Origin of the sequence: Dickeya sp. CFBP 2040, assembly GCF_012273755.1 — a bacterium.
Classification (GTDB): Bacteria; Pseudomonadota; Gammaproteobacteria; order Enterobacterales; family Enterobacteriaceae; genus Dickeya; species Dickeya poaceiphila.
In genome coordinates this window covers 27,307-51,056 of record NZ_JAAVXH010000014.1, presented here as the reverse complement: position 1 = coordinate 51,056, position 23,750 = coordinate 27,307, and the positions used below count along the sequence as shown (strand labels likewise).

General features: G+C 52.8%; 23 protein-coding genes and 2 tRNA genes. 14 read left to right on the top strand and 11 right to left on the bottom strand.

What is annotated here, in order from left to right:
- Positions 1–93: 93 nt before the first annotated feature.
- On the bottom strand, positions 94–819 hold the full coding sequence (rpsB, locus tag Dpoa2040_RS01870; RefSeq protein WP_168640086.1) for a 30S ribosomal protein S2: 726 nt from the start codon (positions 817–819) through the stop codon (positions 94–96).
- Positions 820–1,181: 362 nt separating this feature from the next.
- Between rpsB and map the strand changes: the two genes are divergently transcribed.
- The 4 genes from map (at position 1,182) to Dpoa2040_RS01850 (ending at position 6,116) form a co-directional block, all read left to right on the top strand.
- The gene (gene map, locus Dpoa2040_RS01865; RefSeq protein WP_042869141.1) at positions 1,182–1,976 is read left to right on the top strand and encodes a type I methionyl aminopeptidase; all 795 of its coding nucleotides are present in this window, start codon (positions 1,182–1,184) and stop codon (positions 1,974–1,976) included.
- Positions 1,977–2,027: 51 nt separating this feature from the next.
- Positions 2,028–4,709: a bifunctional uridylyltransferase/uridylyl-removing protein GlnD gene (gene glnD / locus Dpoa2040_RS01860; protein ID WP_168640085.1), complete on the top strand. Its 2,682-nt coding sequence runs from the start codon at positions 2,028–2,030 to the stop codon at positions 4,707–4,709.
- 73 nt (positions 4,710–4,782) lie between these two features.
- Positions 4,783–5,607: a 2,3,4,5-tetrahydropyridine-2,6-dicarboxylate N-succinyltransferase gene (gene dapD, locus Dpoa2040_RS01855; protein ID WP_042869140.1), complete on the top strand. Its 825-nt coding sequence runs from the start codon at positions 4,783–4,785 to the stop codon at positions 5,605–5,607.
- A 122-nt stretch (positions 5,608–5,729) separates the two neighbouring features.
- Positions 5,730–6,116: a DUF3461 family protein gene (locus Dpoa2040_RS01850; RefSeq protein WP_042869138.1), complete on the top strand. Its 387-nt coding sequence runs from the start codon at positions 5,730–5,732 to the stop codon at positions 6,114–6,116.
- Between the two features lie 118 nt (positions 6,117–6,234).
- Here the strand turns inward: Dpoa2040_RS01850 and Dpoa2040_RS01845 are convergent, their stop codons facing one another.
- The 4 genes from Dpoa2040_RS01845 to syd all read right to left on the bottom strand — a co-directional run bounded on the left by Dpoa2040_RS01845 (position 6,235) and on the right by syd (position 9,035).
- Positions 6,235–6,687, bottom strand: a complete 453-nt coding sequence (locus Dpoa2040_RS01845) for a flavodoxin (protein ID WP_042869136.1) — start codon at positions 6,685–6,687, stop codon at positions 6,235–6,237.
- 18 nt (positions 6,688–6,705) lie between these two features.
- Positions 6,706–7,491 carry a tRNA pseudouridine(65) synthase TruC gene (gene truC, locus Dpoa2040_RS01840; protein ID WP_042869133.1) on the bottom strand — a complete coding sequence of 262 codons (786 nt, stop codon included), beginning with the start codon at positions 7,489–7,491 and terminating at the stop codon, positions 6,706–6,708.
- Positions 7,492–7,493: 2 nt separating this feature from the next.
- Positions 7,494–7,814, bottom strand: a complete 321-nt coding sequence (locus tag Dpoa2040_RS01835; RefSeq protein ID WP_168640084.1) for a YqcC family protein — start codon at positions 7,812–7,814, stop codon at positions 7,494–7,496.
- 672 nt (positions 7,815–8,486) lie between these two features.
- Positions 8,487–9,035 carry a SecY-interacting protein gene (gene syd, locus Dpoa2040_RS01830; protein ID WP_168640113.1) on the bottom strand — a complete coding sequence of 183 codons (549 nt, stop codon included), beginning with the start codon at positions 9,033–9,035 and terminating at the stop codon, positions 8,487–8,489.
- Positions 9,036–9,309: 274 nt separating this feature from the next.
- Between syd and ppnN the strand changes: the two genes are divergently transcribed.
- Positions 9,310–10,674: a nucleotide 5'-monophosphate nucleosidase PpnN gene (gene ppnN, locus Dpoa2040_RS01825; protein WP_042869127.1), complete on the top strand. Its 1,365-nt coding sequence runs from the start codon at positions 9,310–9,312 to the stop codon at positions 10,672–10,674.
- A gap of 56 nt (positions 10,675–10,730) precedes the next feature.
- Complete coding sequence (gene xni / locus Dpoa2040_RS01820) at positions 10,731–11,492, top strand: flap endonuclease Xni (RefSeq protein ID WP_042869125.1); 762 nt, start codon at positions 10,731–10,733, stop codon at positions 11,490–11,492.
- Between the two features lie 61 nt (positions 11,493–11,553).
- Here xni and rlmM read toward each other — a convergent pair whose 3' ends face one another.
- Genes rlmM through Dpoa2040_RS01805 form a run of 3 tightly spaced genes read right to left on the bottom strand, consistent with a single transcriptional unit; the run spans position 11,554 to position 14,019 of the window.
- Entirely contained in the window at positions 11,554–12,654 is a 1,101-nt protein-coding gene (gene rlmM / locus Dpoa2040_RS01815; RefSeq protein WP_168640083.1) for a 23S rRNA (cytidine(2498)-2'-O)-methyltransferase RlmM, read from the bottom strand.
- Between the two features lies 1 nt (position 12,655).
- On the bottom strand, positions 12,656–13,042 hold the full coding sequence (locus Dpoa2040_RS01810) for a DUF423 domain-containing protein (protein WP_168640082.1): 387 nt from the start codon (positions 13,040–13,042) through the stop codon (positions 12,656–12,658).
- Positions 13,043–13,092: 50 nt separating this feature from the next.
- Positions 13,093–14,019 carry a transcriptional regulator GcvA gene (locus tag Dpoa2040_RS01805; protein WP_168640081.1) on the bottom strand — a complete coding sequence of 309 codons (927 nt, stop codon included), beginning with the start codon at positions 14,017–14,019 and terminating at the stop codon, positions 13,093–13,095.
- A 587-nt stretch (positions 14,020–14,606) separates the two neighbouring features.
- Between Dpoa2040_RS01805 and csdA the strand changes: the two genes are divergently transcribed.
- Both csdA and csdE read left to right on the top strand, forming a co-directional pair.
- On the top strand, positions 14,607–15,812 hold the full coding sequence (gene csdA / locus Dpoa2040_RS01800; protein ID WP_168640080.1) for a cysteine desulfurase CsdA: 1,206 nt from the start codon (positions 14,607–14,609) through the stop codon (positions 15,810–15,812).
- 3 nt (positions 15,813–15,815) lie between these two features.
- The gene (gene csdE, locus Dpoa2040_RS01795) at positions 15,816–16,259 is read left to right on the top strand and encodes a cysteine desulfurase sulfur acceptor subunit CsdE (RefSeq protein ID WP_168640079.1); all 444 of its coding nucleotides are present in this window, start codon (positions 15,816–15,818) and stop codon (positions 16,257–16,259) included.
- Here the strand turns inward: csdE and tcdA are convergent.
- Positions 16,247–17,080 (bottom strand): tRNA cyclic N6-threonylcarbamoyladenosine(37) synthase TcdA, encoded by an 834-nt coding sequence (gene tcdA / locus Dpoa2040_RS01790; protein ID WP_168640078.1) that lies wholly within the window; start codon positions 17,078–17,080, stop codon positions 16,247–16,249. The two genes, csdE and tcdA, sit on opposite strands and share 13 nt — an antisense overlap.
- Positions 17,081–17,297: 217 nt before the next feature.
- Here tcdA and Dpoa2040_RS01785 point away from each other — a divergent pair, with 217 nt between their 5' ends.
- Genes Dpoa2040_RS01785 through Dpoa2040_RS01775 form a run of 3 tightly spaced genes read left to right on the top strand, consistent with a single transcriptional unit; the run spans position 17,298 to position 19,260 of the window.
- Entirely contained in the window at positions 17,298–17,753 is a 456-nt protein-coding gene (locus Dpoa2040_RS01785; protein ID WP_168640077.1) for a GNAT family N-acetyltransferase, read from the top strand.
- Positions 17,754–17,761: 8 nt separating this feature from the next.
- Positions 17,762–18,781: a D-2-hydroxyacid dehydrogenase family protein gene (locus Dpoa2040_RS01780; RefSeq protein WP_168640076.1), complete on the top strand. Its 1,020-nt coding sequence runs from the start codon at positions 17,762–17,764 to the stop codon at positions 18,779–18,781.
- Entirely contained in the window at positions 18,781–19,260 is a 480-nt protein-coding gene (locus Dpoa2040_RS01775; RefSeq protein ID WP_168640075.1) for a GNAT family N-acetyltransferase, read from the top strand. Before Dpoa2040_RS01780 ends, Dpoa2040_RS01775 begins: the two co-directional genes overlap by 1 nt.
- A gap of 46 nt (positions 19,261–19,306) precedes the next feature.
- Here Dpoa2040_RS01775 and mltA read toward each other — a convergent pair whose 3' ends face one another.
- A complete protein-coding gene (gene mltA, locus Dpoa2040_RS01770) occupies positions 19,307–20,458 on the bottom strand; it encodes a murein transglycosylase A (protein WP_168640074.1) in 1,152 nt (383 codons plus the stop codon).
- A 209-nt stretch (positions 20,459–20,667) separates the two neighbouring features.
- Between mltA and Dpoa2040_RS01765 the strand changes: the two genes are divergently transcribed.
- Positions 20,668–20,744, top strand: a tRNA-Met gene (locus Dpoa2040_RS01765).
- Between the two features lie 37 nt (positions 20,745–20,781).
- Positions 20,782–20,858: transfer RNA gene (locus tag Dpoa2040_RS01760), tRNA-Met, on the top strand.
- 63 nt (positions 20,859–20,921) lie between these two features.
- Here Dpoa2040_RS01760 and amiC read toward each other — a convergent pair.
- Complete coding sequence (gene amiC / locus Dpoa2040_RS01755) at positions 20,922–22,160, bottom strand: N-acetylmuramoyl-L-alanine amidase AmiC (protein WP_168640073.1); 1,239 nt, start codon at positions 22,158–22,160, stop codon at positions 20,922–20,924.
- Between the two features lie 224 nt (positions 22,161–22,384).
- Here amiC and argA point away from each other — a divergent pair, with 224 nt between their 5' ends.
- Positions 22,385–23,710, top strand: coding sequence for an amino-acid N-acetyltransferase (gene argA, locus Dpoa2040_RS01750; RefSeq protein WP_042873827.1), 1,326 nt, complete (start codon positions 22,385–22,387; stop codon positions 23,708–23,710).
- Positions 23,711–23,750 lie beyond the last annotated feature (40 nt).

Here is a 23,750-nt window from a genome sequence, read left to right as displayed (position 1 = left end):
AGTAAGAGATAAGTAAAAAAGGGGCCTGACAAGGCCCCCCTAACCAACATATGTCAATACCTGGTTAATAAGGGCTCAACAGAGCTGGCCTTATTATTCAGCTTCGACGAAGCTCTCTTCTGCCTGAATAGCCAGATCCTGAGAACGGCCTTCACGGACAGCGGCGGCAACAGCACTCAGGTACAGGCTGATTGCACGGATGGCGTCATCGTTACCAGGGATGATGTAATCAACACCATCCGGATCAGAGTTGGTATCAACAATTGCAAATACCGGAATACCCAGGTTGTTTGCTTCTTTGATAGCAATGTGTTCGTGATCGGCGTCGATAACGAACAGCGCATCAGGCAGGCCGCCCATGTCTTTGATACCGCCCAGGCTGTTTTCCAGCTTGTCCAGTTCACGGGTGCGCAACAGCGCTTCTTTTTTGGTCAGCTTGTCGAATGTGCCGTCTTGAGCCTGAGTTTCCAGGTCTTTCAAACGTTTGATAGACTGACGAACGGTTTTCCAGTTAGTCAGCATACCGCCCAACCAACGATGGTTCACAAAGAACTGGTCGCAGTTGATAGCAGCTTCTTTTACCGCTTCGCTTGCTGCGCGTTTGGTACCAACAAACAGAATCTTGCCCTTACGGGAAGAAATTTTGCTCAATTCAGCCAGAGCTTCATTGAACATCGGTACCGTTTTCTCAAGGTTGATGATATCAACTTTGTTACGAGTGCCGAAAACGAACGCTTTAGTTTTCGGATTTCTGAAACGTTTCTGGTGACCAAAGTGTGCGCCAGCCTTGAGCAAATCGCGCATGGAAACAGTTGCCATGATTACCTCTATAGATTAAGTATGGGGTTATGCCTCCACGTGCCCCATTGCGCCGACCAGAATGGAAACCACTCCGGCACCCCGGCGAATGTGTCGACACGTGTGTGTTATACACATATGAGTTCAGTTTGAACCAACCAATACCCAGTTGCCCGAATACCAGCCGGAACACCGGCGCGCTTTATACCATAAACCGCCCATGGACACCAACTTTTGTTGCATTCTACTGCAACGGCCTGAACCGGGGATGACAATGCCGTGACGGAATGATGATTTGGCAGTGTCAGGCTGGGCTGATACCATAAATCACTATTTATTGACCCTCTTTCGTCGGATGCGGCGATACCTGTGGACTGAAATCAATGGCAATCTCAATCAAAACCTCTGAAGATATCGAAAAAATGCGTGTGGCTGGTCGTCTGGCGGCTGAAGTGCTGGAAATCATCGAACCATACGTGGTGCCGGGTGTGAGTACCGGCGAGCTAGACCGAATCTGCCATGACCACATCACTAACAAGCAAAACGCGATTTCCGCCTGCCTCGGCTACCACGGCTTCCCTAAATCCGTCTGCATTTCAGTCAACGAAGTGGTATGCCATGGTATTCCAAGCGATGAGAAAATCCTCAAAGAGGGCGACATCGTCAACATTGATGTCACGGTGATCAAAGACGATTTTCACGGCGATACCTCCAAAATGTTCATCGTCGGCAAGCCGACCATTCAAGGAGAGCGTCTGTGCAAAGTAGCCCAGGAAAGCCTGTATCTGGCACTGCGGATGATTAAACCAGGCATCCGGTTACGCACGCTTGGCCGCGAAATTCAGAAGTACGTAGAGGCACAGGATTTTTCCGTGGTGCGCGAATATTGTGGCCATGGCATCGGTCGTGGTTTCCATGAAGAACCACAAGTATTGCATTATGACGCCGACGACGGCGGCGTGGTGTTGCAGCCGGGCATGGTGTTTACCGTGGAACCGATGGTCAACGCTGGTGATTACCGTATTCGCACCATGAAAGACGGCTGGACGGTAAAAACCAAAGACCGCAGCTTGTCGGCACAATACGAGCATACTATTGTGGTGACGGAAAACGGCTGCGAAATAATGACGTTGCGTAAGGATGACACTATCCCCAACATCATCACGCATCAGGAATAATTGAGCATAAGCCGGCTACTGCCGGCTTTTTTATGTTTACGGTGGCGCAACATGATCGATAGAAACCTCCCGCACGATATCCCCGGTTCCACCACCAAGCCTCGTTCGGCACCGGCGTCTCCCCTGACATTCACAGACAACATGCTGGAATGTCAAACGCTGAAAAATCATCTGGAACAATTCCGTAGTTGGCTGGCGGAAGAATTTAAGGCTGGCGTCAGCGCGGAAGCGCTGATTGATGCTCGTACGCTATTTATCGATCACCTGATGCAACGGCTATGGCGCTTCTACGGGTTCGACAGCACGCCGCAGACTGCACTGGTAGCCGTAGGCGGCTATGGGCGCGGAGAATTGCACCCGTTGTCTGACATTGATCTATTGGTGCTGAGCCAGAATACGCTGACAGAGTCACAGTCACAGACTATCGGCACGTTTATCACCCTATTGTGGGATCTGCGATTAGAAGTCGGTCACAGCGTACGCACGTTGGATGAGTGTCTGGAGGAAGGTCGGGCGGATATTTCCGTCGCGACCAACCTGATTGAATCCCGCATGATTTGCGGGGATGTAGCGCTGTTTCTCATGCTGCAAAAACACATTTTCAGCGACGCGTTCTGGCCTTCAGAAACCTTCTTCCCCGCCAAGATTGCCGAACAGCGGGAACGCCACCAGCGTTACCACAGCACCAGCTACAATCTTGAGCCGGATATTAAGAGTAGCCCCGGCGGACTACGGGATATTCATACCCTATTGTGGGTTGCCCGTCGCCACTTTGGCGCTACTTCGCTCAACGAAATGGTGGGATTCGGTTTTCTGACGGAAGCAGAACGCAGTGAACTGAATGAGTGCCAGAGCTTTTTGTGGCGCATTCGTTTTGCCCTACATTTGCTTCTGCCACGTTACGATAACCGTTTGCTGTTCGACCGCCAGCTCAATGTGGCACAACTGCTGCAATATCAAGGAGAAGGCAACGCACCGGTGGAACGAATGATGAAGGACTTCTACCGAATGACGCGTCGGGTGGGGGAACTGAACCAAATGCTGCTGCAACTGTTCGACGAAGCCATTCTGGCGCTGGATACCAGCGAGAAACTGCGCCCGCTGGATGACGAGTTCCAGTTACGTGGTCAGCTTATTGACCTGCGTGATGCAACGTTGTTCGAGCGCAAACCTGAAGCTATTATTCGCATGTTCTACCTGATGGTGCGCAATCAGGAAATCACCGGTATTTACTCGACCACCCTGCGACATTTGCGCCATGCACGTCGCCACCTGAGCCAGCCGCTCTGCACCATACCGGAAGCTCGCAACCTCTTCATGAATATATTGCGTCACCCACGCGCCGTCAGTCGGGCATTATTGCCAATGCATACTCACAGCGTACTGTGGGCGTATATGCCGTTGTGGGGTAACATCGTCGGGCAAATGCAATTTGATCTATTCCACGCCTACACTGTCGATGAACATACCATCCGGGTGCTGTTGAAACTGGAAAGTTTTACCGAAGAGGCGACCCGTGCGTCACACCCGCTGTGCGTGGAGCTGTATCCCCGACTACCACAACCGGAATTGCTGCTGCTGGCCGCCCTGTTCCACGACATTGCCAAAGGGCGCGCCGGCGATCACTCTGAACTGGGCGCCAAGGATGCACTGGAATTCGCCGCCCTGCATGGATTGAACTCACGGGAAGCGCAGCTGGTAGCCTGGCTGGTACGCTGTCATCTGTTAATGTCGGTCACCGCGCAACGACGTGATATTCAGGACCCGACGGTAATCCAGCAATTTGCCGAACAAGTGCAGAGCGAAACCCGGCTACGTTACCTGCTGAACCTGACTGTGGCAGACATCTGCGCGACTAACGAGACGTTGTGGAACAGTTGGAAACAAAGCCTGTTGCGCGAACTCTATTTCGCCACTGAGAGACAGTTGCGCCGTGGTATGCAAAACTCACCGGACCTGCGCGAACGCGTACGTCATCATCGTTTACAGGCGCTGGCATTGCTGCGTATGGACAATATCGATGAGGCAGCGCTGCATCATATCTGGAGCCGCTGTCGCGCCGACTATTTCCTGCGCCATTCGCCTAATCAACTGGCCTGGCACGCCCGCCACCTGCTGGAGCATGACGCCAGCAAGCCGATGGTGTTGATTAGCCATCAAGCCAGTCGCGGCGGCACCGAAATTTTTATCTGGAGTCCGGATCGCCCGTATCTGTTTGCTGCAGTTGCCGGCGAACTGGACAGGCGTAACCTGAGCGTACACGATGCTCAGATTTTCACCAGTCGTGATGGCATGGCGATGGACACCTTCATCGTGCTGGAACCCGACGGTAGCCCACTGGCGCCAGACCGCCACGACATGATCCGCCACGCTATCGAACAAGCGCTCAACCAGCGAGAGTATCAACACCCAAGAGTGCGCAAGCCATCTTCCCGGCTACGCCACTTCAGTGTACAGACGGAAGTCAGCTTTCTGCCAACACATACCGACCGACGCAGCTATATGGAGCTTACCGCTCTCGACCAACCCGGCCTGCTGGCGCGGGTGGGTGAAGTGTTTGCCGACCTCAATCTGTCGCTGCACGGCGCTCGCATTTCCACCATCGGTGAGCGGGTTGAAGACCTGTTTATTCTGGCAGATAGCGAAAGACGGGCATTAAGCCACCAATTACGGCTTAAGTTGCAACAACGGTTGACAGAAGCCCTCGCCCCAAACGATAAAGTAGCTTCTTAAATATTAAGCCGCATCCCGCCATCTGGCATGGCGAGATGCGGTCTGGTTTGATTAATCACGAAAGAGAAACAGGATGCAGCAATTACAGAACATCATCGAAACCGCATTTGAGCGTCGCGCAGAGATTACCCCGGCCAATGTGGACACGGTGACACGCGAAGCGGTGAATCAAGTTATCAGCCAGTTGGACAGCGGCGTACTGCGTGTAGCGGAGAAAATCAACGGCCAGTGGGTGACGCATCAGTGGCTGAAGAAAGCGGTGCTGCTCTCTTTCCGCATCAATGACAACCAACTGATGGAAGGGGCCGAAACCCGTTACTACGACAAGGTCCCGATGAAATTCGCCGGCTACGACGAAGCGCGCTTCCAGCGCGAAGGGTTCCGCGTCGTACCACCAGCCAGCGTACGTCAGGGCGCATTCATCGCCCGCAATACCGTACTGATGCCGTCTTATGTCAACATCGGCGCTTATGTTGACGAAGGCACCATGGTGGACACCTGGGCAACTGTCGGCTCCTGCGCGCAGATTGGTAAAAATGTCCACCTGTCTGGTGGTGTTGGCATCGGCGGCGTGCTGGAACCGCTGCAGGCAAATCCGACCATTATCGAAGACAACTGCTTTATCGGCGCACGTTCTGAAGTCGTGGAAGGCGTGATCGTGGAAGAAGGTTCTGTTATCTCTATGGGCGTGTTCATCGGCCAAAGCACCAAAATTTATGATCGTGAAACCGGCGAAGTGCATTATGGCCGCGTACCGGCAGGTTCTGTGGTGGTATCCGGCAATCTGCCATCAAAAGACGGCAGCTACAGCCTATATTGCGCCGTAATCGTGAAAAAAGTGGATGCAAAAACCCGTGGTAAAGTGGGTATTAATGAGTTATTGCGCACTATCGACTAATACCACTATCGACTAAACTGAATGGCGGGTGATAACCCGCCATTTTTTATGGCATCAAGCCGTCACGACCAACAACACTGGCCCAGTATTTCAGGCCGACGTAAAACAAGAAAGGTGGTGTTATGTACGACAATCTGAAAAGTCTTGGGATTTCCAACCCGGAAGATATCGACCGCTACAGTCTCCGTCAGGAGGCCAACAACGATATTCTTAAGATCTATTTTCGCAAGGACAAAGGGGAATTTTTCGCTAAAAGCGTCAAATTCAAATATCCTCGCCAGCGCAAAACCATCGTTGCGGACAACGCCGGGCAAGGTTACAAGGAGATCAACGAGATCAGCCCCAATCTGCGCTACGTGGTGGACGAACTTGACGAAATTTGCCAGCATGATCAGGCTGAGGTGGATTTGAAACGCAAGATTCTGTCAGACCTGCGTCATCTGGAAAGCGTGGTCACCAATAAGATAAGCGAGATCGAAGCCGATCTGGAAAAACTGACCCAACGTTGAATAAAGGTCGCAGACAGACCGCCACTCAACACGTGCGCTATAACCACGAAAGTAGCCAATACATAAGAAACGGGGCCCAGTTGCCCCGTCTGACACCAATACTGACTCACAACCGTATTTATGCGGTCAGCATCGCTGCCCAGGACTCCACCCACGGAGAGGAAACGACTTCCGGTTCCGGATGTTCAGCGGCATCAATCTCCAGCACGTCACCCACGCGCTTCGCGCCCATTTCTTGTAGCAAAGCATCAAACTGATGACCACCGCCACAGAAGGTATCGTAACTGCTGTCTCCCAACGCAATTAGCCCATAACGCAGATCCGGCTGATGACCGACCTTTTCGCGCAACGCTTCATACAGCAGCACGATAGATTCCGGCAATTGCCCTTGCCCGGTAGTAGAGGTCACCACCAGTACCGTCTGCTGACTGTAAGCCAGCCAGTCATCCACTGAAGCATCCTCGAAAATCTTAATCTCATGTCCATGAGCTTTGAGAATGCTTTCCGCTTTTTCCGCTACCAGTAACGCATTACCGTACACTGTGCCAACAAAAATACCAATTTGCGCCATAACGCTGATTCTCCTTTTTTACGCTGACGTCAGGTTGCTATCCTGACCCGATGCCAAAGGAAACTCAACCCTTTCTATATCAGGAAAACCACCCTGCCAGCCAAACTGTGTCATGACCCTCTGCCAAGGCTCATCCCAGCGCGCAGAGATGACCAGACGCTCGCCAGTGATCGGATGAGTCAGCGACAGACGGCTGGCGTGCAACATCAGGCGAGCACAGGCGAAATGTGCCGCCATGCCACGATTCTGGCGCAGATCGCCATGGGTGGTATCCCCAATAATAGGGTGACGCAAATGCGCCATATGGCGTCTCAACTGATGCTTGCGCCCGGTTTTGGGGGTCAGTTCCAGCAGGCTATAACGCGCAGTGCCATAACGCCCGATAGCCACCGGCATTTCGACACGCGCCAGTGCCCGGTAGTGACTGACGGCAGGCTGAGGCGCCTTATCCGGATCAGCATACTTATCGGCGATGCGATCCAGCTCCTCTGTTAACGCATAATCCACCACGCCGTCCTCCAGCACATAACCACGCACCACTGCATGATACGTTTTTTCCATCTGATGCAGTTCGAACTGCTGCGCCAGCAGACGTGCCACGTCTGGGGATAACGCCATCAATAATACGCCGGAGGTAGGGCGATCCAGACGGTGTACTGTAAAAACGTGCTGACCAATCTGGTCGCGCACAGTTTGCATCACCACCACTTTCTCTTTACGATCCAACCAGCTACGGTGCACCAACCAGCCAGCAGGCTTATTCACTGCGATCAGATGCTCATCCTGATAAACAATCTCAAGCATTCTCATCCCTCAAATAATGCATCAAGCGCACGTAACTGCATCAACAACTCGCCCACATCATCTGAACGTCCGTCAAATGCCACTTCAAAATAAGGCAGAATGGCGAGCTGCGCAGGCAATGGCGCACCACCATCCAGCAATGCGTGCATTCGTGGCAGGAAGACCCATTGCAGCCACTGCTCGGCTACCATCGTATCGATACAAAACGGCTCCTGGCTGGCAAACGCCGCCTCATCCGGCGCAGAAGGCTGCCATAACGAGCTTGACTTCAGTGCGCGCTCAATAGCAAACAACGATTGTCGGATCAGCATCTCTGCATTCATGGGGCCAGGTTCTCATCAGTCTCAATAACAGTGGCGGCAGAGCATAGCATCGTTGCCGTGTTCTGACACCCGAATACAGACGGCGCTATCGAGAAGCCTCTGGTAAGACAAAAACGAAAAGAGGGAACCGATTTCTCGGTTCCCTCTTAGTTCGTTTGCAGCAATCCCGCTACCTTGTTGCTTCCCTGCTCGTCCTTGAAAACTTGTCCTTGATGGTCTTCCTAACCCACAATCCTTGCTGGCGATCCCTCTTTCATCCGTGACAATCGATCCTTCATAATCATCCGTGATCGCATTCCTTTAGGCTCCTGCCCCACCGGCATTCCCAGACCGGCTCTCATTCTCCTTCCTGGAGGTGTCCCTTATTTCATCCTGAAAAAAGAGTCAGGTTGTAACGAAGATATGCTTCCTGCCTTCCTGGCATGGCCGACATAACCTGTTACCGTGTTACTGAACTGAATAATAAGATGTATTAATTGAACGAAATCAGCAAGCCACCTAAACGGCACAATAGACATATAAAAGGCATGGTTGAATGAAGAACTTCATTAATTCATTAATTAATAATACAAAAATTAAATGGAAATCTTAGTTTAATATTAAAGATAAGAGATCGCTTACACGCAATGTAAGAGATCTCTCACACGCCGGAAAGCGAAACGCGATTCAGCATTATGGAATCAATGGCAATAGTTTATGTAGAAAATCAACCAGACCTGATGCCAATACCCGACGCTGACGTGTACCAAACTCTTCCAACACGACTTCACCACTCAAATTGCATAAAGAGATTAGCGACATTTCAGAATTCGTTGTTGCAAGAAATAATGTGGGTGGTAATTTCAGTCGTTTTTGTGTCAAAAGATGACAAATCAGGTTCTCCTGCAAGCGAACAAAATCATCTTCGCTCCATGCCTGAAGCAGCGTGCACTCCAGTTCCTCAAAGCGTGCAGTCATGTCGCCTGCGAACTGACTGGTGAAGAATGAATGAATATCCGGGTGCAACTGAATCTCCAGCGCCCGTTCAACACCATCCAGCGTCACAGGCACGGCAGGTGTCTGCGGCAACCAATGAACCTTGCAATCTTGTGTGGCGACAATACAAGGCGACGCAACGCCATATAACTCATCGCTGGCTGGAGGATGTCCTGTCTCGCGCCGCCACAACTCGATATAATTCCGGGTGAATACACCCAGCGCCTGTGATACCTGCTGTTCCATCTTGCCTCTCAAATCTGTGCCTATCGAATGCCACTGAATACACATTTTATCCTTACCGTAGTGCCTGCCGGCGACAGAATGCGCATTAAAGTGCGTAACGCCGCGCAACTTTATTGTCGGGACGTTACCATGCCTTGGCAAAAGGCCGATCAACACGTTAAGGTGAGACCACAAAGCAACGTCTTGCACAACCGCATTGAACCGCGTGTTGTATAAACGTTTTTTTAAAACGTCTTGGACAACTGTCACCGCACACTGTGTTTCAGGGAGTAGTATGATTACACATATCAGCCCGTTAGGGTCCATGGATTTACTGTCGCAGTTGGAAGTGGATATGCTGAAAAGCACAGCCAGCAGCGATCTTTACCGGTTATTCCGCAACTGTTCCCTCGCCGTCCTGAACTCAGGTAGCCAGACGGATAACAGCAAGGAGCTACTCTCCCGCTACGAGGATTTCGACATCAACGTGCTGCGCCGTGAACGTGGCGTAAAGCTGGAACTGGTCAATCCGCCGGAAGAGGCGTTTGTTGATGGTCAGATTATCCGCTCGCTGCAAGCTAACCTGTTCGCCGTGTTACGCGATATCCTGTTTGTAAACGGTCAGATAGCTAACGCTGGCCGTTATCAAAATCTGAATCTTGAAGACTCCACTCACATCACCAATCTGGTATTTTCCATTCTGCGTAACGCCAGAGCACTGCATGTGGGCGAAGAGCCAAATCTGGTGGTGTGCTGGGGCGGTCATTCCATCAATGAAAACGAATACCTGTATGCCCGTAAAGTCGGTAGCCAGCTTGGCTTACGCGAACTGAACATCTGTACCGGCTGCGGACCGGGCGCGATGGAAGCCCCAATGAAAGGCGCGGCAGTGGGTCATGCCCAGCAGCGTTACCGGGACGGACGTTTCATCGGTATGACTGAGCCTTCCATCATCGCGGCTGAGCCGCCCAACCCGCTGGTGAATGAACTCATCATCATGCCGGATATTGAAAAGCGTCTGGAAGCGTTTGTGCGTATTGGTCACGGTATCGTGATTTTCCCAGGCGGCGTTGGCACCGCAGAAGAGTTCCTTTATTTGCTCGGTATTATGATGGACCCGGCCAACAGCGAGCAGGTGCTGCCGATTATTCTCACCGGTCCTAAGGAAAGCGCAGACTACTTCCGGGTTCTTGATGAATTCATCGTCAGTACATTGGGCCGTCAGGCGCGTCGTTATTACTCGATTATTATTAATGATGCTGCCGAAGTAGCCCGGCAGATGAAAAAAACCATGCCACAGGTAAAAGAGCACCGCCGCCACACCGGTGATGCCTACAGCTTTAACTGGTCGTTGCGTATCGCGCCGGACCTGCAACTACCATTTGAACCGACGCATGAGAATATGGCGAACCTCAACCTGCATCCCGACCAACCCGCCGAACAGCTGGCTGCTACATTACGCCGGGCATTTTCCGGTATCGTGGCAGGTAACGTCAAAGAAGCGGGCATTCGGCTCATCGAAGAGTTCGGTCCCTATAAATTGCATGGTAATGCTGACATCATGAAGAGCATGGACCGGCTGTTGCAGGACTTCGTGTCCCAGCAACGAATGAAGCTGCCTGGCAGCGCCTACGTCCCATGCTACGAAATCTGTTCCTGAACCTTATTTCGCCACTGGCATCTGGCCGGTGGCGATCACTCATATGATCACCGCTTATGGCCGTACATCTGCTCATTATCGACGCCCTCAACCTGATTCGACGCATTCACGCAGTACAAGGCTCTCCTTGCCTGACTGCCTGTCAGCACGCATTAAATCAGTTGATACAGCACAGCCGCCCAACCCATGCCGTTGCTGTCTTTGACGACGAACAACGTGACCATAGCTGGCGTCACCAGTTACTACCCGAATACAAAGCCGGTCGTGCCCCGATGCCGGAAAACTTGTCGCGGGAACTGCCACAAATCAAAGATGCCTTTTTGGCATTAGGCGTGGACAGCTGGCATTCACCGGGCAACGAAGCTGACGATCTGGCAGCTACGTTGGCCAGCAAAGTCGCCGCACAAGGACATCAGGCCACCATTGTCTCAACGGACAAAGGCTACTGCCAGTTACTGGCACCTACCATCCGTATCCGGGATTACTTTCAAAAACGCTGGCTGGATGTACCGTTCATCGAAAAGGAGTTTGGCGTGCAACCGGGGCAGTTACCGGATTACTGGGGCCTCGCAGGCATCAACAGCAGCAAGGTCCCCGGTGTGAGCGGTATCGGACCGAAAACCGCCGCACAGTTATTGCAACAAGCGGGGTCGCTGGAAACGTTGTACCAACAGTTGGAACAGATACCGGAGAAATGGCGCCGCAAGCTGGAATCCCAACAGGATATGGCTTACCGCTGCCGTCAGGTCGCTACACTCAAAACCGATTTGGTGCTGAATGGCAACCTGCAGCAGTTACGCCTGTCCATATCGGGTTAGGCGGGGTTAACCCTCCTGGCGCACCTGTGCACTCATGCCCGACTGCGACACAGCAGGAAAATCAGCGCTCGTCGCGGCGGCCAGGAATCGCGCCCCAAATACGCCGTGCATGAACGGTAACCTCTTCACGGTCGTGATAGAGCTGTTTGGCATGAATCTCAAAATTAATACCGTTCTCTTCTAGTCGCTGCGCCAGCAACGCTAAATTCTGAGTCACTTCCTCATAGCGCTTTTTCATTGGCAACTTAAGGTTGAAGATCACCTCACGACACCAGCCATTGACCAGCCAGTCAGCCATGCGGCTGGTGACTTTGGCCGGTTTTTCCACCATATCGCACACCAGCCAGTAGATGTTGTTACGCGGCGGCTCAAAGCGGAAACCATCGGCCTGATGATGAATCACCTGCCCGGTATCCATCAGGCTTGGCGCCATCATGCCGTTATCGACGGCGTGCACCATCATACTGCGTTTCACCAGTTGGTAGGTCCATCCGCCAGGACAAGCGCCCAGATCCACCGCAAACATACCGCTGGCAAGTCGCTCATCCCACTCGTCAGCCGGAACGAACACATGGAATGCTTCTTCCAGTTTCAGTGTCGAACGGCTGGGCGCATCTGCGGGAAATTTCAGCCGCGGAATCCCCATATAGAACGGCGAATTGTTATTGCTGTATGAGTAACCGACGTAACAGCAACCTGGTGCGATGAACAACACATGGATAACCGGTCGGTTGGCCTTTTCCTGCGCCAATAAAATACGGCTCTCACGTAGCGCGGCACGCAGCGGCACCGTGAACTTGCGGCAGAACTTCATCAGCTCTTTGCTTTCATTGGTATCTGGTACTTCAACCCGCAACTCGCCGGCACGCTCCAGCACCCCGGTCAGCATCCCGACGATCGGTGTGATGCGATCTTCCGGCGGTAAATCACGCAGCAATTCGCCGCACACCATCATCTGGCGTGCGAACACCAGCTCCTGAAACGATAATTCCTTAACCAACCGGTCAGCGTCTTCATGCTGGTAACACTCAAACACCACAAATCCGCTGTTATCTTTTACCCGTACAAAACCATAGACGCTATGACGCGCCGCTTTGTCGGTAATTTCCGCCGCGCATTCTTTCTCAAACCCGGCACGACAGTACAAAATCACTTTATTCATGCTACTCAGCCTTTTTCTTTAAGCGTAAGGCTCCAATTAACAGTAACAGCCAGCCCGTCAGGAAGCATACGCCCCCCACCGGAGTGACAAATACCCATAGTTTGAGGTGCGACAACGCCAGACAGTACAGGCTGCCGCTAAACAGCAACGTACCCAGCGCCAGAAATGCCGCACTCCAGTAAAACCAGACACTTGCCCGTTGATACATCGCCACCGACAACACCAGAATCACCAGCGTATGAAACGCCTGATACTGGAGTCCGGTATGCAGCCAGGACATTTCCATGTCGCCCAACGATTTACTCAGCACATGGGCGCCAAACGCCCCTAATGCCACGTAAACAAACCCGCTGATAGCGGCGAATATCAGCATAAAACGGTTGTTCATTGTTCGAATGTATTCCATTATCAAGAAAACGAAACTAAACCTGATAAGGTTCAGCGGGAACTGCTGTCGTAACGGAAGCGAAACTTTTCCTGTTCGCTGGCCGCACGAGCCAGAATCCATTGGCGAAAGGCGGCTATTTTACCCAGTTCTGCCTGGCTGTCATGGCAAACCAGATAAAACGCATTCTTGCTGACCAGCACATCGTTGAACGGGCACACCAACCTGCCGGCCTCAATCTCCGTCTGCGCCATCACATTGTTAGCCAGCGCCACCCCCTGACCGTGAATCGCCGCCTGCAACACCATTGCGCTATGGCTGAAAATCGGCCCTTGTTGCACATTAATCTGCGCTATACCCAACTGACGAGTATAAGCCAACCAATCGCGCCGAGAGACGTCATGCAGTAACGTGTGCCATACCAGGTCTCCCGGCGTTTTCAGCGGGTGCTCTCCTGTCAACAATTGTGGCGCACAGACCGGCAACAGATACTCTGTATACAGTTTTTCTACCCGCAGCCCCGGCCAGTTACCACGCCCGTAAAAAATCGCCACATCCACATCGTCCGACAAGCGTTCCTCTTCACGGTCCACCGCCTGAATTCGCACATCAATACCGGGATACTCCGTATTAAAACTCGACAGGCGCGGCACCAGCCAGTGGATGGCAAAACTAGGCAGCAGGCTTACCGTCAACGCACCTTTGGCGCTGCGAGCCTGTAACTTACGGGTTGCCTCATTGAGCGCGGAAAAGATTTCCTTGATATCCAGAAAATAGCTCTGCCCTTCTTCCGTCAGCAACAAGGAACGGTTACGGCGGCGAAACAGTTTGAGGCCGAGAAAATCCTCCAGCGATTTGATCTGATGGCTGACAGCGGCCTGAGTAACAAATAACTCTTCAGCCGCACGGGTAAAACTAAGATGGCGGGCAGCAGCATCAAAGACACGCAGAGCATTAAGGGGAGGCAATCGTTTCGACATAAACCGGGTTCTTCAATATGCGGCCTATCCCGGTAGGTGACCGCGATTTGCCATTAGTTTTTGTAATCCGATGCATTATAAATTGTCCGTTGAGGATGCACCAGCAAATACCTATAGTACCGCCACTTCCTTGAGCCGGAACGAAAAGCGCAACATGTAACTGGTGTGCTTTTGGCTTGTGGTTGTGATGTTGTGTTTGCTATTTGTTTACTGTCTGCATTTCAGACATGGTAGCAATGCTACCGTTATTTCCTATACATTTACCCTGTCTGTCTAAGTGATTTTTGCATAGCACCGCATTTTGCGGTGCTTTTTTTTCGTCTGTACGTTATCTTCCAGAAGATATCGGTCACTTGCTCTTCGCCATCAGACTTTAGTTCATTACAATTAATCAACTTTGAAGTTTTATCCTTTTAAATTAATTCTAAATTATAATTAATACTTAAATTAAGTTGCATGTCATTATAAAATTCTAAATAAAACAAAGTTAATAGTAGCAAACTATGTGAGGTTTTCGTTCAGGATCGTCCTAATCTTGTTTCAATGGCAAAAATGGGACAGTATCCGTCGTTCAATAGAGGATCGACATGAAACCGTTCAACCCCGCGTATTTTCGCCAGCAATTTCCCGCACTTCGCCAGCAAGGCACCTATCTTGACAACGCCGCCACCGCGCTAAAACCCGAAAGGGTGATCGCTGCGGTGCAGCATTGCTACGCCAGTGAAACAGGGAATGTGCATCGCAGTCAGCACCGTGCCGCCCGACAGCTATCGGAATCGTTCGAGCTGGCGCGCCAAAAAGTGGCGGATTTCATTGGCGCTGTGCAAGCGCGCAGCATCGTCTGGACTAAAGGTACGACGGAAGCAGTCAACCTGGTGGCGCACTGTTACGCCCGCCCGCGGCTACAACCCGGCGATGAGATTCTGGTCAGCGAATCAGAACACCACGCCAACCTAATTCCATGGCTGATGGTGGCACAACAAACGGGGGCTCAGGTGGTAAAACTGCCGATTGGAGCGGATTATCAGCCTGATCTTGACCTGCTGCCTTCACTGCTCACTCCCCGGACCCGCCTGCTGGCTATTGGGCAAATGTCGAATGTCACGGGCGGTATGCCGGACCTTAAACGGGCGATAACACTGGCGCATCAGGCAGGTGCGGTAGTCATGGTCGATGGTGCGCAAGGTATTGTGCACACCGCGACGGATGTGGCGGCGCTGGATGCTGATTTTTATGCGTTCTCCGGCCACAAATTGTATGGCCCTACCGGTATTGGTGCGCTGTACGGCAAACCGGATTTGCTGGAAGCCATGCCCCCCTGGCAAGGAGGGGGGAAAATGATGACGTCAGTCTCGTTTGACGGCTTCACCCCTCAGGCGATTCCTCAGCGTTTTGAAGCCGGCACACCGCATATTGCCGGCGTAATTGGTCTGGCTGCCGCCATCGACTGGTGGCAGCAGCAGGACCGTGCGGCAGCGGATCGGCACAGTGTCGCACTGGCTCTGAATGCGGAACAGCAACTGAACACATTACCCGGTTTTCGCAGTTTCCGCGCTCCCGAATCCAGCCTATTATCATTCACCATCGACGGCGTACACCACCACGATCTGGTGACGTTGCTGGCAGAAGACGGCATCGCTCTACGAGCCGGTCACCACTGCGCGCAGCCGCTGATGGCGGCACTGGGGGTGCCCGGCACGCTGCGGGCCTCGTTTGCGCCTTACAACCAGCAACAGGACGTGGACCATCTGGTCCACGCTACTCGAAAAGCGTTTGAATTACTGATGGATTGATTGATGACGACCGACTCCACACATCACCCGTTTGGCGCCAACATTGATGAAGCAGCGCTGACAGCACGTTTCAATGCCTGTCGCTCCTGGGAAGAGCGCTATCGACAGTTGATTCTGCTGAGTAAATCGCTGCCGCCGCTGCCGGAAGCCTATCGTCAGCAACATATTGAACTGTCCGGTTGCGAAAACCGCGTCTGGCTGGGATATCAACGACAGGCGGACGGCACCTTACATTTTTACGGCGACAGTGATGGCCGTATCGTGCGCGGACTGCTGGCGATTGTATTGACGGCGGTGGAAGGCAAAACCGCGCAAACACTGCGGCAAAACGATCCGTTGGCACTGTTCGATCGGCTGGGGTTGCGTGCCGAACTTAGCGCATCACGCGCCGGTGGGCTGGCCGCTTTGGCTAGCCGCATCCACGATATTGCCTGTCACGAACCCTGATTCAATCCAGCAGCCTGTGCTTGCCGGGTATCACGCGCCATCATTTTTTTCAATGCATGAGACACCGCCACAAAACCAAAAGTGGCGGTCACCATCGTGGCAGCGCCAAAACCGGAAGCACAGTCCATGCGTTTCACACCGTCAGCAGTGCTGCGCGATGCGCAAACTGAGCCATCCGGCTGAGGGTACATCAACGGCTCACTGGAAAACACACAGTCGATACCCAGCTTACCTTTACTGTTTTTAACGATATTGAAATCGTGCTTCAGCCGTTCACGCAGCTTGGCTGCCAATGGGTCCTGAATAGTTTTCGCCAGGTCAGCGACCTCAATACGGGTTGGATCAATTTGCCCCCCCGCTCCGCCGGTGGTTACCACCGGAATTTTGTGGCGGCGGCACCAAGCCAGCAGCGCCGCTTTAGGCCGCACACTGTCAATGGCGTCAATCACATAACTGAAGTGATTATCCAGTAACTCCGCCACATTATCGGCACTAATGAAATCATCAATGCAGGTCACCTTGCATTCCGGGTTGATCGCCAGAATTCGCTCCGCCATGACTTCAGTTTTCAACTGCCCAGTGTGCTGGCGCAACGCATGAATCTGACGGTTGGTGTTGCTGACGCACACATCATCCATATCAATCAGGGTAATCGCGCCGATGCCGGTGCGAGCCAGCGCTTCCGCCGCCCAGGAACCAACCCCGCCAATGCCGATAACACAGACATGTGCCCCGGCAAACAGCGACAACGCCCGCTGGCCGTACAATCTCGCCGTACCGCCAAAACGCTGCAGATAACTTTCGGATAATTGCGTACTCATTGCCCACCTTCGCTTAATCACAAACGGCAGCGATGATACCCCAGTCAGGCGGTTTACGCAGCGGATAACGCTAACCAATCCTGCACGCCGTTTTTATCTGTAGGCAGTGTTTGCCTCCTGCCTGCAGGATTTACCATTTTGACAGGTGACGACGTCGGGTGTGCTGTGGCACTTTAATTAATAACTCTCACTACGTTGTGTACTGCTGGAGAAAACCATGCATGTTGTGCTAATCCGCGCCACCGAATCCGATATCGATTTTCTGCTGCAACTACGCAGTCTGACCATGGGAAAATATCTGGCGGACAGTGGCGCACCGACAGACAGCGATAGCCTGATGAGCCGCGTTCGCTACGAATTCGAGCACGCGCATATCGTGCAGGTGAACGGGCAACCAGCCGGGTTATTTAAATATCGTTTTATGACGCAGGAACAGCACTGGTATCTGATTCAGATTCAAATCCACCCCAGTTTCCAAAACCGCGGCCTTGGCAAACAACTTATTGAGAGCCTGATTGCTCAGGCATCAACGCAGAATCACTCAGTGGTGCTGAGCGTGCTGAAAAATAACCCGGCACGCCATCTGTATCATCGTCTGGGATTCCAGGTAACCGATCAGAATGATCAGGAGTTCATCATGACCCGCTTTCCCAACACCATAAAACAGGATTAAGGACCAGCATGAACATTGCCATCTTGGATGATTATCAGGATACCGTCAGACACCTGGAGTGCTTTTCGCTGCTGAACGGCCATCAGGTACAAATTCTGAATAAAACCTATACCGATGTCGCCCAACTGGCGGCGCACCTGCAAGATGTTGAAGCGCTGGTGCTGATTCGTGAACGCACCCGCATCACCGACGCGCTGTTGAGCCAACTGCCCGCGCTGAAACTCGTCAGCCAGACCGGCAAAGTAAGCCAGCACCTCAGTGTTGACGCCTGCACCCGGCATGGTGTCGCAGTAGCGGAAGGCACAGGTTCACCCGTTGCGCCAGCTGAATTATGCTGGAGCCTGATCATGGCAGCGTCGCGCCATATGCCGCAGTACGCAACACAGTTGCTACAGGGCCACTGGCAACAGAACGGCTCGTTGGGTCTGGGAAGAACACTGCATGGCCTGACGCTGGGTATTTGGGGATACGGCAAAATCGGGCAACGTATCGCCCGGTACGGTGCCGCATTTGGTATGACAGTGCTGGTGTGGGGCAGTGAGACGTCACGCGAACTGGCGCGCCAGCACGGCTTTACCGCTGCCGACAACAAGGCCGCGTTTTTTAGCAATGCTGATGTGTTGTCGCTGCATTTGCGTTTAAACGATGCCACCCGCCACTGCGTCACTCAGCAGGATTTGGCATTGATGAAACCAGACTCACTGTTCGTCAATATCAGCCGCGCCGACCTGGTAGAGCCGGGTGCACTATGGCGCGAATTGTCCTCTCATGCCGGCAAGCGCGCAGCGTTGGATGTCTTTGACAACGAACCCGCGACATTGGACAGCGAACCATTGCTGAATCTGCCGAATGTACTGGCAACGCCGCATATCGGCTATGTCGAACGCAATAGCTACGAGCTTTATTTCAAAGCCGCGTTTGAGAATGTGCTGGCATTTGCCGCTGGTCATCCCACCAATCTGGTCAACAGCGCGGCGCTGAGTACCACTCGCCGCCACGATCACGATGCAGCAACCGGAGTCGATTAATGCAAGTTGCCGTGATCACGCTGCGTAAAGCACGCCGGGCTGATGCATCGGCGGCATTTAATCTCCGTAATCGCGCCATTCTGCATGGTTGTCGTCATGACTACACGGCTGAACAACTCCAACGCTGGACCAGCGGCGCCTTCAGCGAAAAGTTTGAAAACACCGTCACCCACCACTTTCATCTGGCAGAGATAGCCGCTCAGGTGGTCGGAACGGGGATGATCACTCTCCACACCGGCATGATCGATGCGGTATTTGTCGAGCAAGAGGCGATGGGTAAAGGTGTAGGAAAACGGATGATGCAGCATCTGGAAGCGCTGGCGAACGCAGCAGGTCTGGCAGAGATCCAGCTTGATGCCAGCCTGAACGCCGCGCCGTTTTATCGCGTTCTGGGGTTCTCAGGCGACGACGTCAGCCTCTACCATTCGCCGAACGGCTTTTCACTGCCTTGTATCCCGATGGTCAAAGTTATCGGCTGACAAGCTCCCGCCGCAACCTATCAGTAGCAGGGCGGGATGCTAGTCATTAATTAGAGTTACTGCTCAGTCCACCCGTACCGTTGCTGTTGCCTGCGCTAATCAGCGGCATAGCAGAAGCAGACTGTGCGTTTCTCAACACCCACACCCGGCCATAATGGTTGTAGAACCCGGCGGCGTGTCCGGCTTCCGGGCCAATTCCCTGATAGATATCGAAATGTTGCCCTTTAATCGCGCCGCCCACATCCAACGCGACCATCAGGCGCATCTCATATTTGCCGGTAAATTTGCCCTGACTATCCAGCAGGGGAACTTCCGCCAACAAGGTAGTGCCTGCCGGTATCAGCGAACGGTCAGAGGCAACAGAAGCGCGCGCTACCAGCGGCACCGCGCTGGCCCCTTTCACAGGCATTGACGCCATCGGTTTAAAGAACACAAAAGAAGGATTCTGCACCAGCAGTTCCCGTACCTCCGCCTCGGTATGCCGATCAGCCCACTTCAGAATTGCCTGCATCGACATCTCTTCTTTTGGCACTTCGCCACGATCAATCAGTACCTTGCCGATACTGCGATAGGCATGGCCATTTTTGCCGGCATAGCCAAAAAAGGTTAACGGGCTGCCATCGCCGAAATCCACATAACCGCTGCCCTGCACTTCCATCATGAAATTATCCATCAGCGAGTTGCTCCAGGCGATGGCCAGTTCGTTGCTCAGTGCGCCGGAATAAATGGCGGCGCGATCCGGCAGGCGACCGTTTTTACGCATTCTGGGCATGGCATACAACGGGAAGCGGAATTCGCCCTGACGATAGCGACGCGCCTGCACCACCGGGGTGTAGTAACCGGTAAACTGCACATTGCCGAAGCTATCGACGCCTTCCATCTGCCAGGCGTTAAGACCGAATTGCGCCAGATGACGCGTGTCGCCACCCGCCTGAATCCAGTTCTGGATGGCCTGAAAAATATCGCGGTTACGGGAATAAAGGCCGGGAGAGGACGCCTGAATCTGGCTAACTTGCTGAGAAAAATCGACTGCATTCACCGGTTTACCATTAGCGTTCGGTGCATTCACCCACTCCAGCGGCTGATCGAGACGGCCATCTTTGTATTGCTGGCCGCGATCACTGGGGCGGGTCTGACAGCCTGCCAATATAGCGATGACGACCCCGGTCAACACGTATTTCCCCCACCATCCTTTCATTTCCGTGCTCTCTTTTACATGATTGTGAAACCACGCAAAACGATAGCAAACAGACGGGGGGAATAAAACGTATCGCGCCCAAACGGGTCACAGCAGTCTAAAAAACCAACACAATGGCGATAAATGCACCACCTGTAGATAAAAACGTAAACTATTTAAAAAAAGAGGTTGCATCAACGCAAACGCGGAGTATAGTGCGCATCCACGGACGCGGGGTGGAGCAGCCTGGTAGCTCGTCGGGCTCATAACCCGAAGGTCGTCGGTTCAAATCCGGCCCCCGCAACCAATTGATGTACCAGCATCATATAAAGAAAGAAGACGGACGCGGGGTGGAGCAGCCTGGTAGCTCGTCGGGCTCATAACCCGAAGGTCGTCGGTTCAAATCCGGCCCCCGCAACCAATAATCAGACACCCGAACGGGTGTTTTTTTATGCCTGTCGTTCAGCCAGTGCCAGCACGACAATCAGCGCGCCTGAGCCGCAAAATAGGACTTGATCCCCTCCAGAATGGATTGCGCGACCTGCTGCTGAAAATGGCTGGTACGCAGTTTACGCTCCTCTTCAGGATTGCTGATAAATGCCGTTTCCACCAGCACCGAGGGAATATCCGGCGCTTTCAACACCGCAAATCCAGCCTGATCGACGCTGTTTTTGTGCAGATGATTGACCTTACCCAACCGATGCAAAATTTCCTTACCAAATTTCAGGCTATCGTTGATGGTCACGGTTTGCACCATGTCAAACATGGTGCTGTCCAGATAGTGGTCACCGCTCAGGCTGACGCCCCCTATCAAATCAGATTCATTCTGGGTTTGTGCCAGATAACGTGCCGCCGAACTGGTCGCGCCTTTTTTGGATAACGCAAACACCGAAGAACCACGGGCAGCCCGGTTACTAAACGCATCGGCATGAATGGAAACAAACAAATCGGCACGCTGCTTGCGCGCTTTAGCCACCCGCACGTTGAGCGGAATGAACACATCTTCATGACGGGTCATGTAGACCTTCATGTTGTGCTCACGCTCAATAAGCGCTTTCAGGCGTCGGGCAATTTGCAGCACCACATCTTTTTCGCGGGTTCGGTTTTTGCCGATAGCGCCGGGGTCTTCGCCGCCGTGTCCCGGATCCAGCATGATAACCAGCGGCCTGTCTCGCCCCGCTTTGCCGTCTTTGGGCCTTTCCGGCACAAGCGTCCGCTCCAGCTCGCCTTTATTGTAATCCTCCAGCAACGCCAGCAGCGGGTCATCAGCATCATCGTAACGGCTGGCTGCGGGATACAAATCCATCACCAGACGGTTTCGAAAGCCAGCGACCGGTGCCAGCGTAAACAATCTGGGATTAACCTTTTGTCTTAACTCCAGCACCAGCCGCACGGTATTTTTGTCGAACTGCCCGGCACGCGCCGTCCTGATGACGGGATCTGGTCGCTCGAATTGCTGGCCTGCATTTTTCAGCACACTGTTTAACGAAACGTTTTCAATATCGACGACCAGTCGATCAGGATGTTCCAGCATGAACTGGCGGTATTTAAGCGGTTGACTCGACTCCAGCATCACACGGCTATAAGCGGAAGAAGGCCATACCCGCACAGCAATCACCTGCGAGGCGGCAGCTAGCCCAATGCCACTGACACTCAGTAACCAGGTGGCGGCGGCGCCCTGTAATAAATGGCGACGGGTCAGATGGTGCTTCGGCTCAGACATGTCACTCCATTAATGGCTAGAGAAATCATATAGATTGATGAAAACGTAAAAAACTTTAACCAATACACATCGGGCTGTCATGCAAAAATCATTTTTATGTTTTCTACTGTGATAGACAGATTTCTCTAAACTATCGGACCAGACTAAAAAGTTATCGCTTGCCTTTTGGTTTACGAGGAATAAAAATACGAAAATATCGAATAAAAATGCAAAGAGGGCTCGCAGTGAAGGAACGTAGTACAGAACTGGTTCAAGGCTTCCGCCACTCAGTTCCTTACATTAACGCACATCGCGGTAAAACGTTTGTCATCATGCTCGGCGGCGAAGCTATCGAACATGAAAACTTTACCAAAATCGTCAATGATATCGGGCTGTTACACAGCCTGGGTATCAAGCTGGTGGTGGTTTATGGTGCTCGCCCCCAAATCGATGCGAATCTGATGGCCCATCACTATGAACCTCGCTACCACAAACATACCCGCGTGACAGATAGCACCACGCTGGAACTGGTGAAACAGGCCGCAGGCATGTTGCAGTTGGATATCACCGCCCGGCTGTCGATGAGTCTGCTGAACACGCCGCTACAAGGCGCACACATCAATGTAGTCAGCGGCAACTTTATCATTGCCCAGCCGCTGGGCGTTGATGATGGCGTCGATTACTGCCACAGTGGCCGCATCCGCCGTATTGATGAAGAAGCGCTGCATCGCCAGTTGGACAGCGGCGCGATTGTGCTGCTGGGTCCGGTGGCGGTTTCCGTGACTGGCGAAAGCTTCAACCTGACCTCCGAAGAAGTTGCCACTCAACTGGCTATCAAGCTCAAAGCCGAGAAGATGATTGGCTTTTGTGCTTCTCAGGGGGTTACGAATGCCGAAGGCAGAATTGTGTCAGAACTGCTGCCGGATGAAGCACAACAACGTATTCAGTCACTGGAAGACGCCGGCGACTACAATTCCGAAATCGTACGTTTCCTGCGTGGTGCAGTGAAAGCCTGCCGCAGCGGAGTACGTCGCAGTCACCTGATTAGCTATCAGGAAGATGGTGCCTTATTGCAGGAACTGTTCTCCCGCGACGGCATCGGTACCCAAATCGTGATGGAAAGCGCTGAGCAAATACGCCGGGCGACCATTAATGATATCGGCGGCATTCTGGAACTGATTCGTCCGCTGGAACAACAGGGTATTCTGGTACGTCGTTCACGCGAGCAATTGGAAATGGAGATCGACAAATTCACTGTGGTGGTGCGCGATAACCTGACTATCGCCTGTGCCGCGCTCTATCCATTTACGGAGGAGAGTATCGGTGAAATGGCTTGTGTAGCGGTCCACCCGGAATACCGCAACTCATCGCGTGGCGATCAGCTGTTGCATCACATCGCCGTACAGGCGCGCCAGCAGGGGCTAAAACGCCTGTTTGTGCTGACTACCCACAGCATTCACTGGTTTCAGGAACGTGGGTTCCAGCCAGCGGAAGTGGCTGTGTTGCCGAAACGCAAGCAGGAGCTGTACAACTACCAGCGCCGTTCCAAGATTCTGGTCACCGACCTGTAACGTCAATTGTAACCTCAGTAACAACGCGTGGCTCATCGCC

Bases quoted from the DNA above. Each gene is read 5' to 3' on its own strand.
- xni (WP_042869125.1), top strand. From the start codon at position 10,731: ATGGCCGTACATCTGCTCATTATCGACGCCCTCAACCTGATTCGACGC.
- csdE (WP_168640079.1), top strand. From the start codon at position 15,816: ATGACGACCGACTCCACACATCACCCGTTTGGCGCCAACATTGATGAA.
- tcdA (WP_168640078.1), bottom strand. From the start codon at position 17,080: ATGAGTACGCAATTATCCGAAAGTTATCTGCAGCGTTTTGGCGGTACG.
- dapD (WP_042869140.1), top strand. From the start codon at position 4,783: ATGCAGCAATTACAGAACATCATCGAAACCGCATTTGAGCGTCGCGCA.
- Dpoa2040_RS01780 (WP_168640076.1), top strand. From the start codon at position 17,762: ATGAACATTGCCATCTTGGATGATTATCAGGATACCGTCAGACACCTG.
- Dpoa2040_RS01805 (WP_168640081.1), bottom strand. From the start codon at position 14,019: ATGTCGAAACGATTGCCTCCCCTTAATGCTCTGCGTGTCTTTGATGCT.
- map (WP_042869141.1), top strand. From the start codon at position 1,182: ATGGCAATCTCAATCAAAACCTCTGAAGATATCGAAAAAATGCGTGTG.
- glnD (WP_168640085.1), top strand. From the start codon at position 2,028: ATGATCGATAGAAACCTCCCGCACGATATCCCCGGTTCCACCACCAAG.
- rpsB (WP_168640086.1), bottom strand. From the start codon at position 819: ATGGCAACTGTTTCCATGCGCGATTTGCTCAAGGCTGGCGCACACTTT.
- rlmM (WP_168640083.1), bottom strand. From the start codon at position 12,654: ATGAATAAAGTGATTTTGTACTGTCGTGCCGGGTTTGAGAAAGAATGC.
- Dpoa2040_RS01835 (WP_168640084.1), bottom strand. From the start codon at position 7,814: ATGAATGCAGAGATGCTGATCCGACAATCGTTGTTTGCTATTGAGCGC.
- truC (WP_042869133.1), bottom strand. From the start codon at position 7,491: ATGCTTGAGATTGTTTATCAGGATGAGCATCTGATCGCAGTGAATAAG.
- csdA (WP_168640080.1), top strand. From the start codon at position 14,607: ATGAAACCGTTCAACCCCGCGTATTTTCGCCAGCAATTTCCCGCACTT.
- Dpoa2040_RS01775 (WP_168640075.1), top strand. From the start codon at position 18,781: ATGCAAGTTGCCGTGATCACGCTGCGTAAAGCACGCCGGGCTGATGCA.
- mltA (WP_168640074.1), bottom strand. From the start codon at position 20,458: ATGAAAGGATGGTGGGGGAAATACGTGTTGACCGGGGTCGTCATCGCT.
- Dpoa2040_RS01785 (WP_168640077.1), top strand. From the start codon at position 17,298: ATGCATGTTGTGCTAATCCGCGCCACCGAATCCGATATCGATTTTCTG.
- Dpoa2040_RS01810 (WP_168640082.1), bottom strand. From the start codon at position 13,042: ATGAACAACCGTTTTATGCTGATATTCGCCGCTATCAGCGGGTTTGTT.
- amiC (WP_168640073.1), bottom strand. From the start codon at position 22,160: ATGTCTGAGCCGAAGCACCATCTGACCCGTCGCCATTTATTACAGGGC.
- syd (WP_168640113.1), bottom strand. From the start codon at position 9,035: ATGGAACAGCAGGTATCACAGGCGCTGGGTGTATTCACCCGGAATTAT.
- ppnN (WP_042869127.1), top strand. From the start codon at position 9,310: ATGATTACACATATCAGCCCGTTAGGGTCCATGGATTTACTGTCGCAG.
- Dpoa2040_RS01845 (WP_042869136.1), bottom strand. From the start codon at position 6,687: ATGGCGCAAATTGGTATTTTTGTTGGCACAGTGTACGGTAATGCGTTA.
- Dpoa2040_RS01850 (WP_042869138.1), top strand. From the start codon at position 5,730: ATGTACGACAATCTGAAAAGTCTTGGGATTTCCAACCCGGAAGATATC.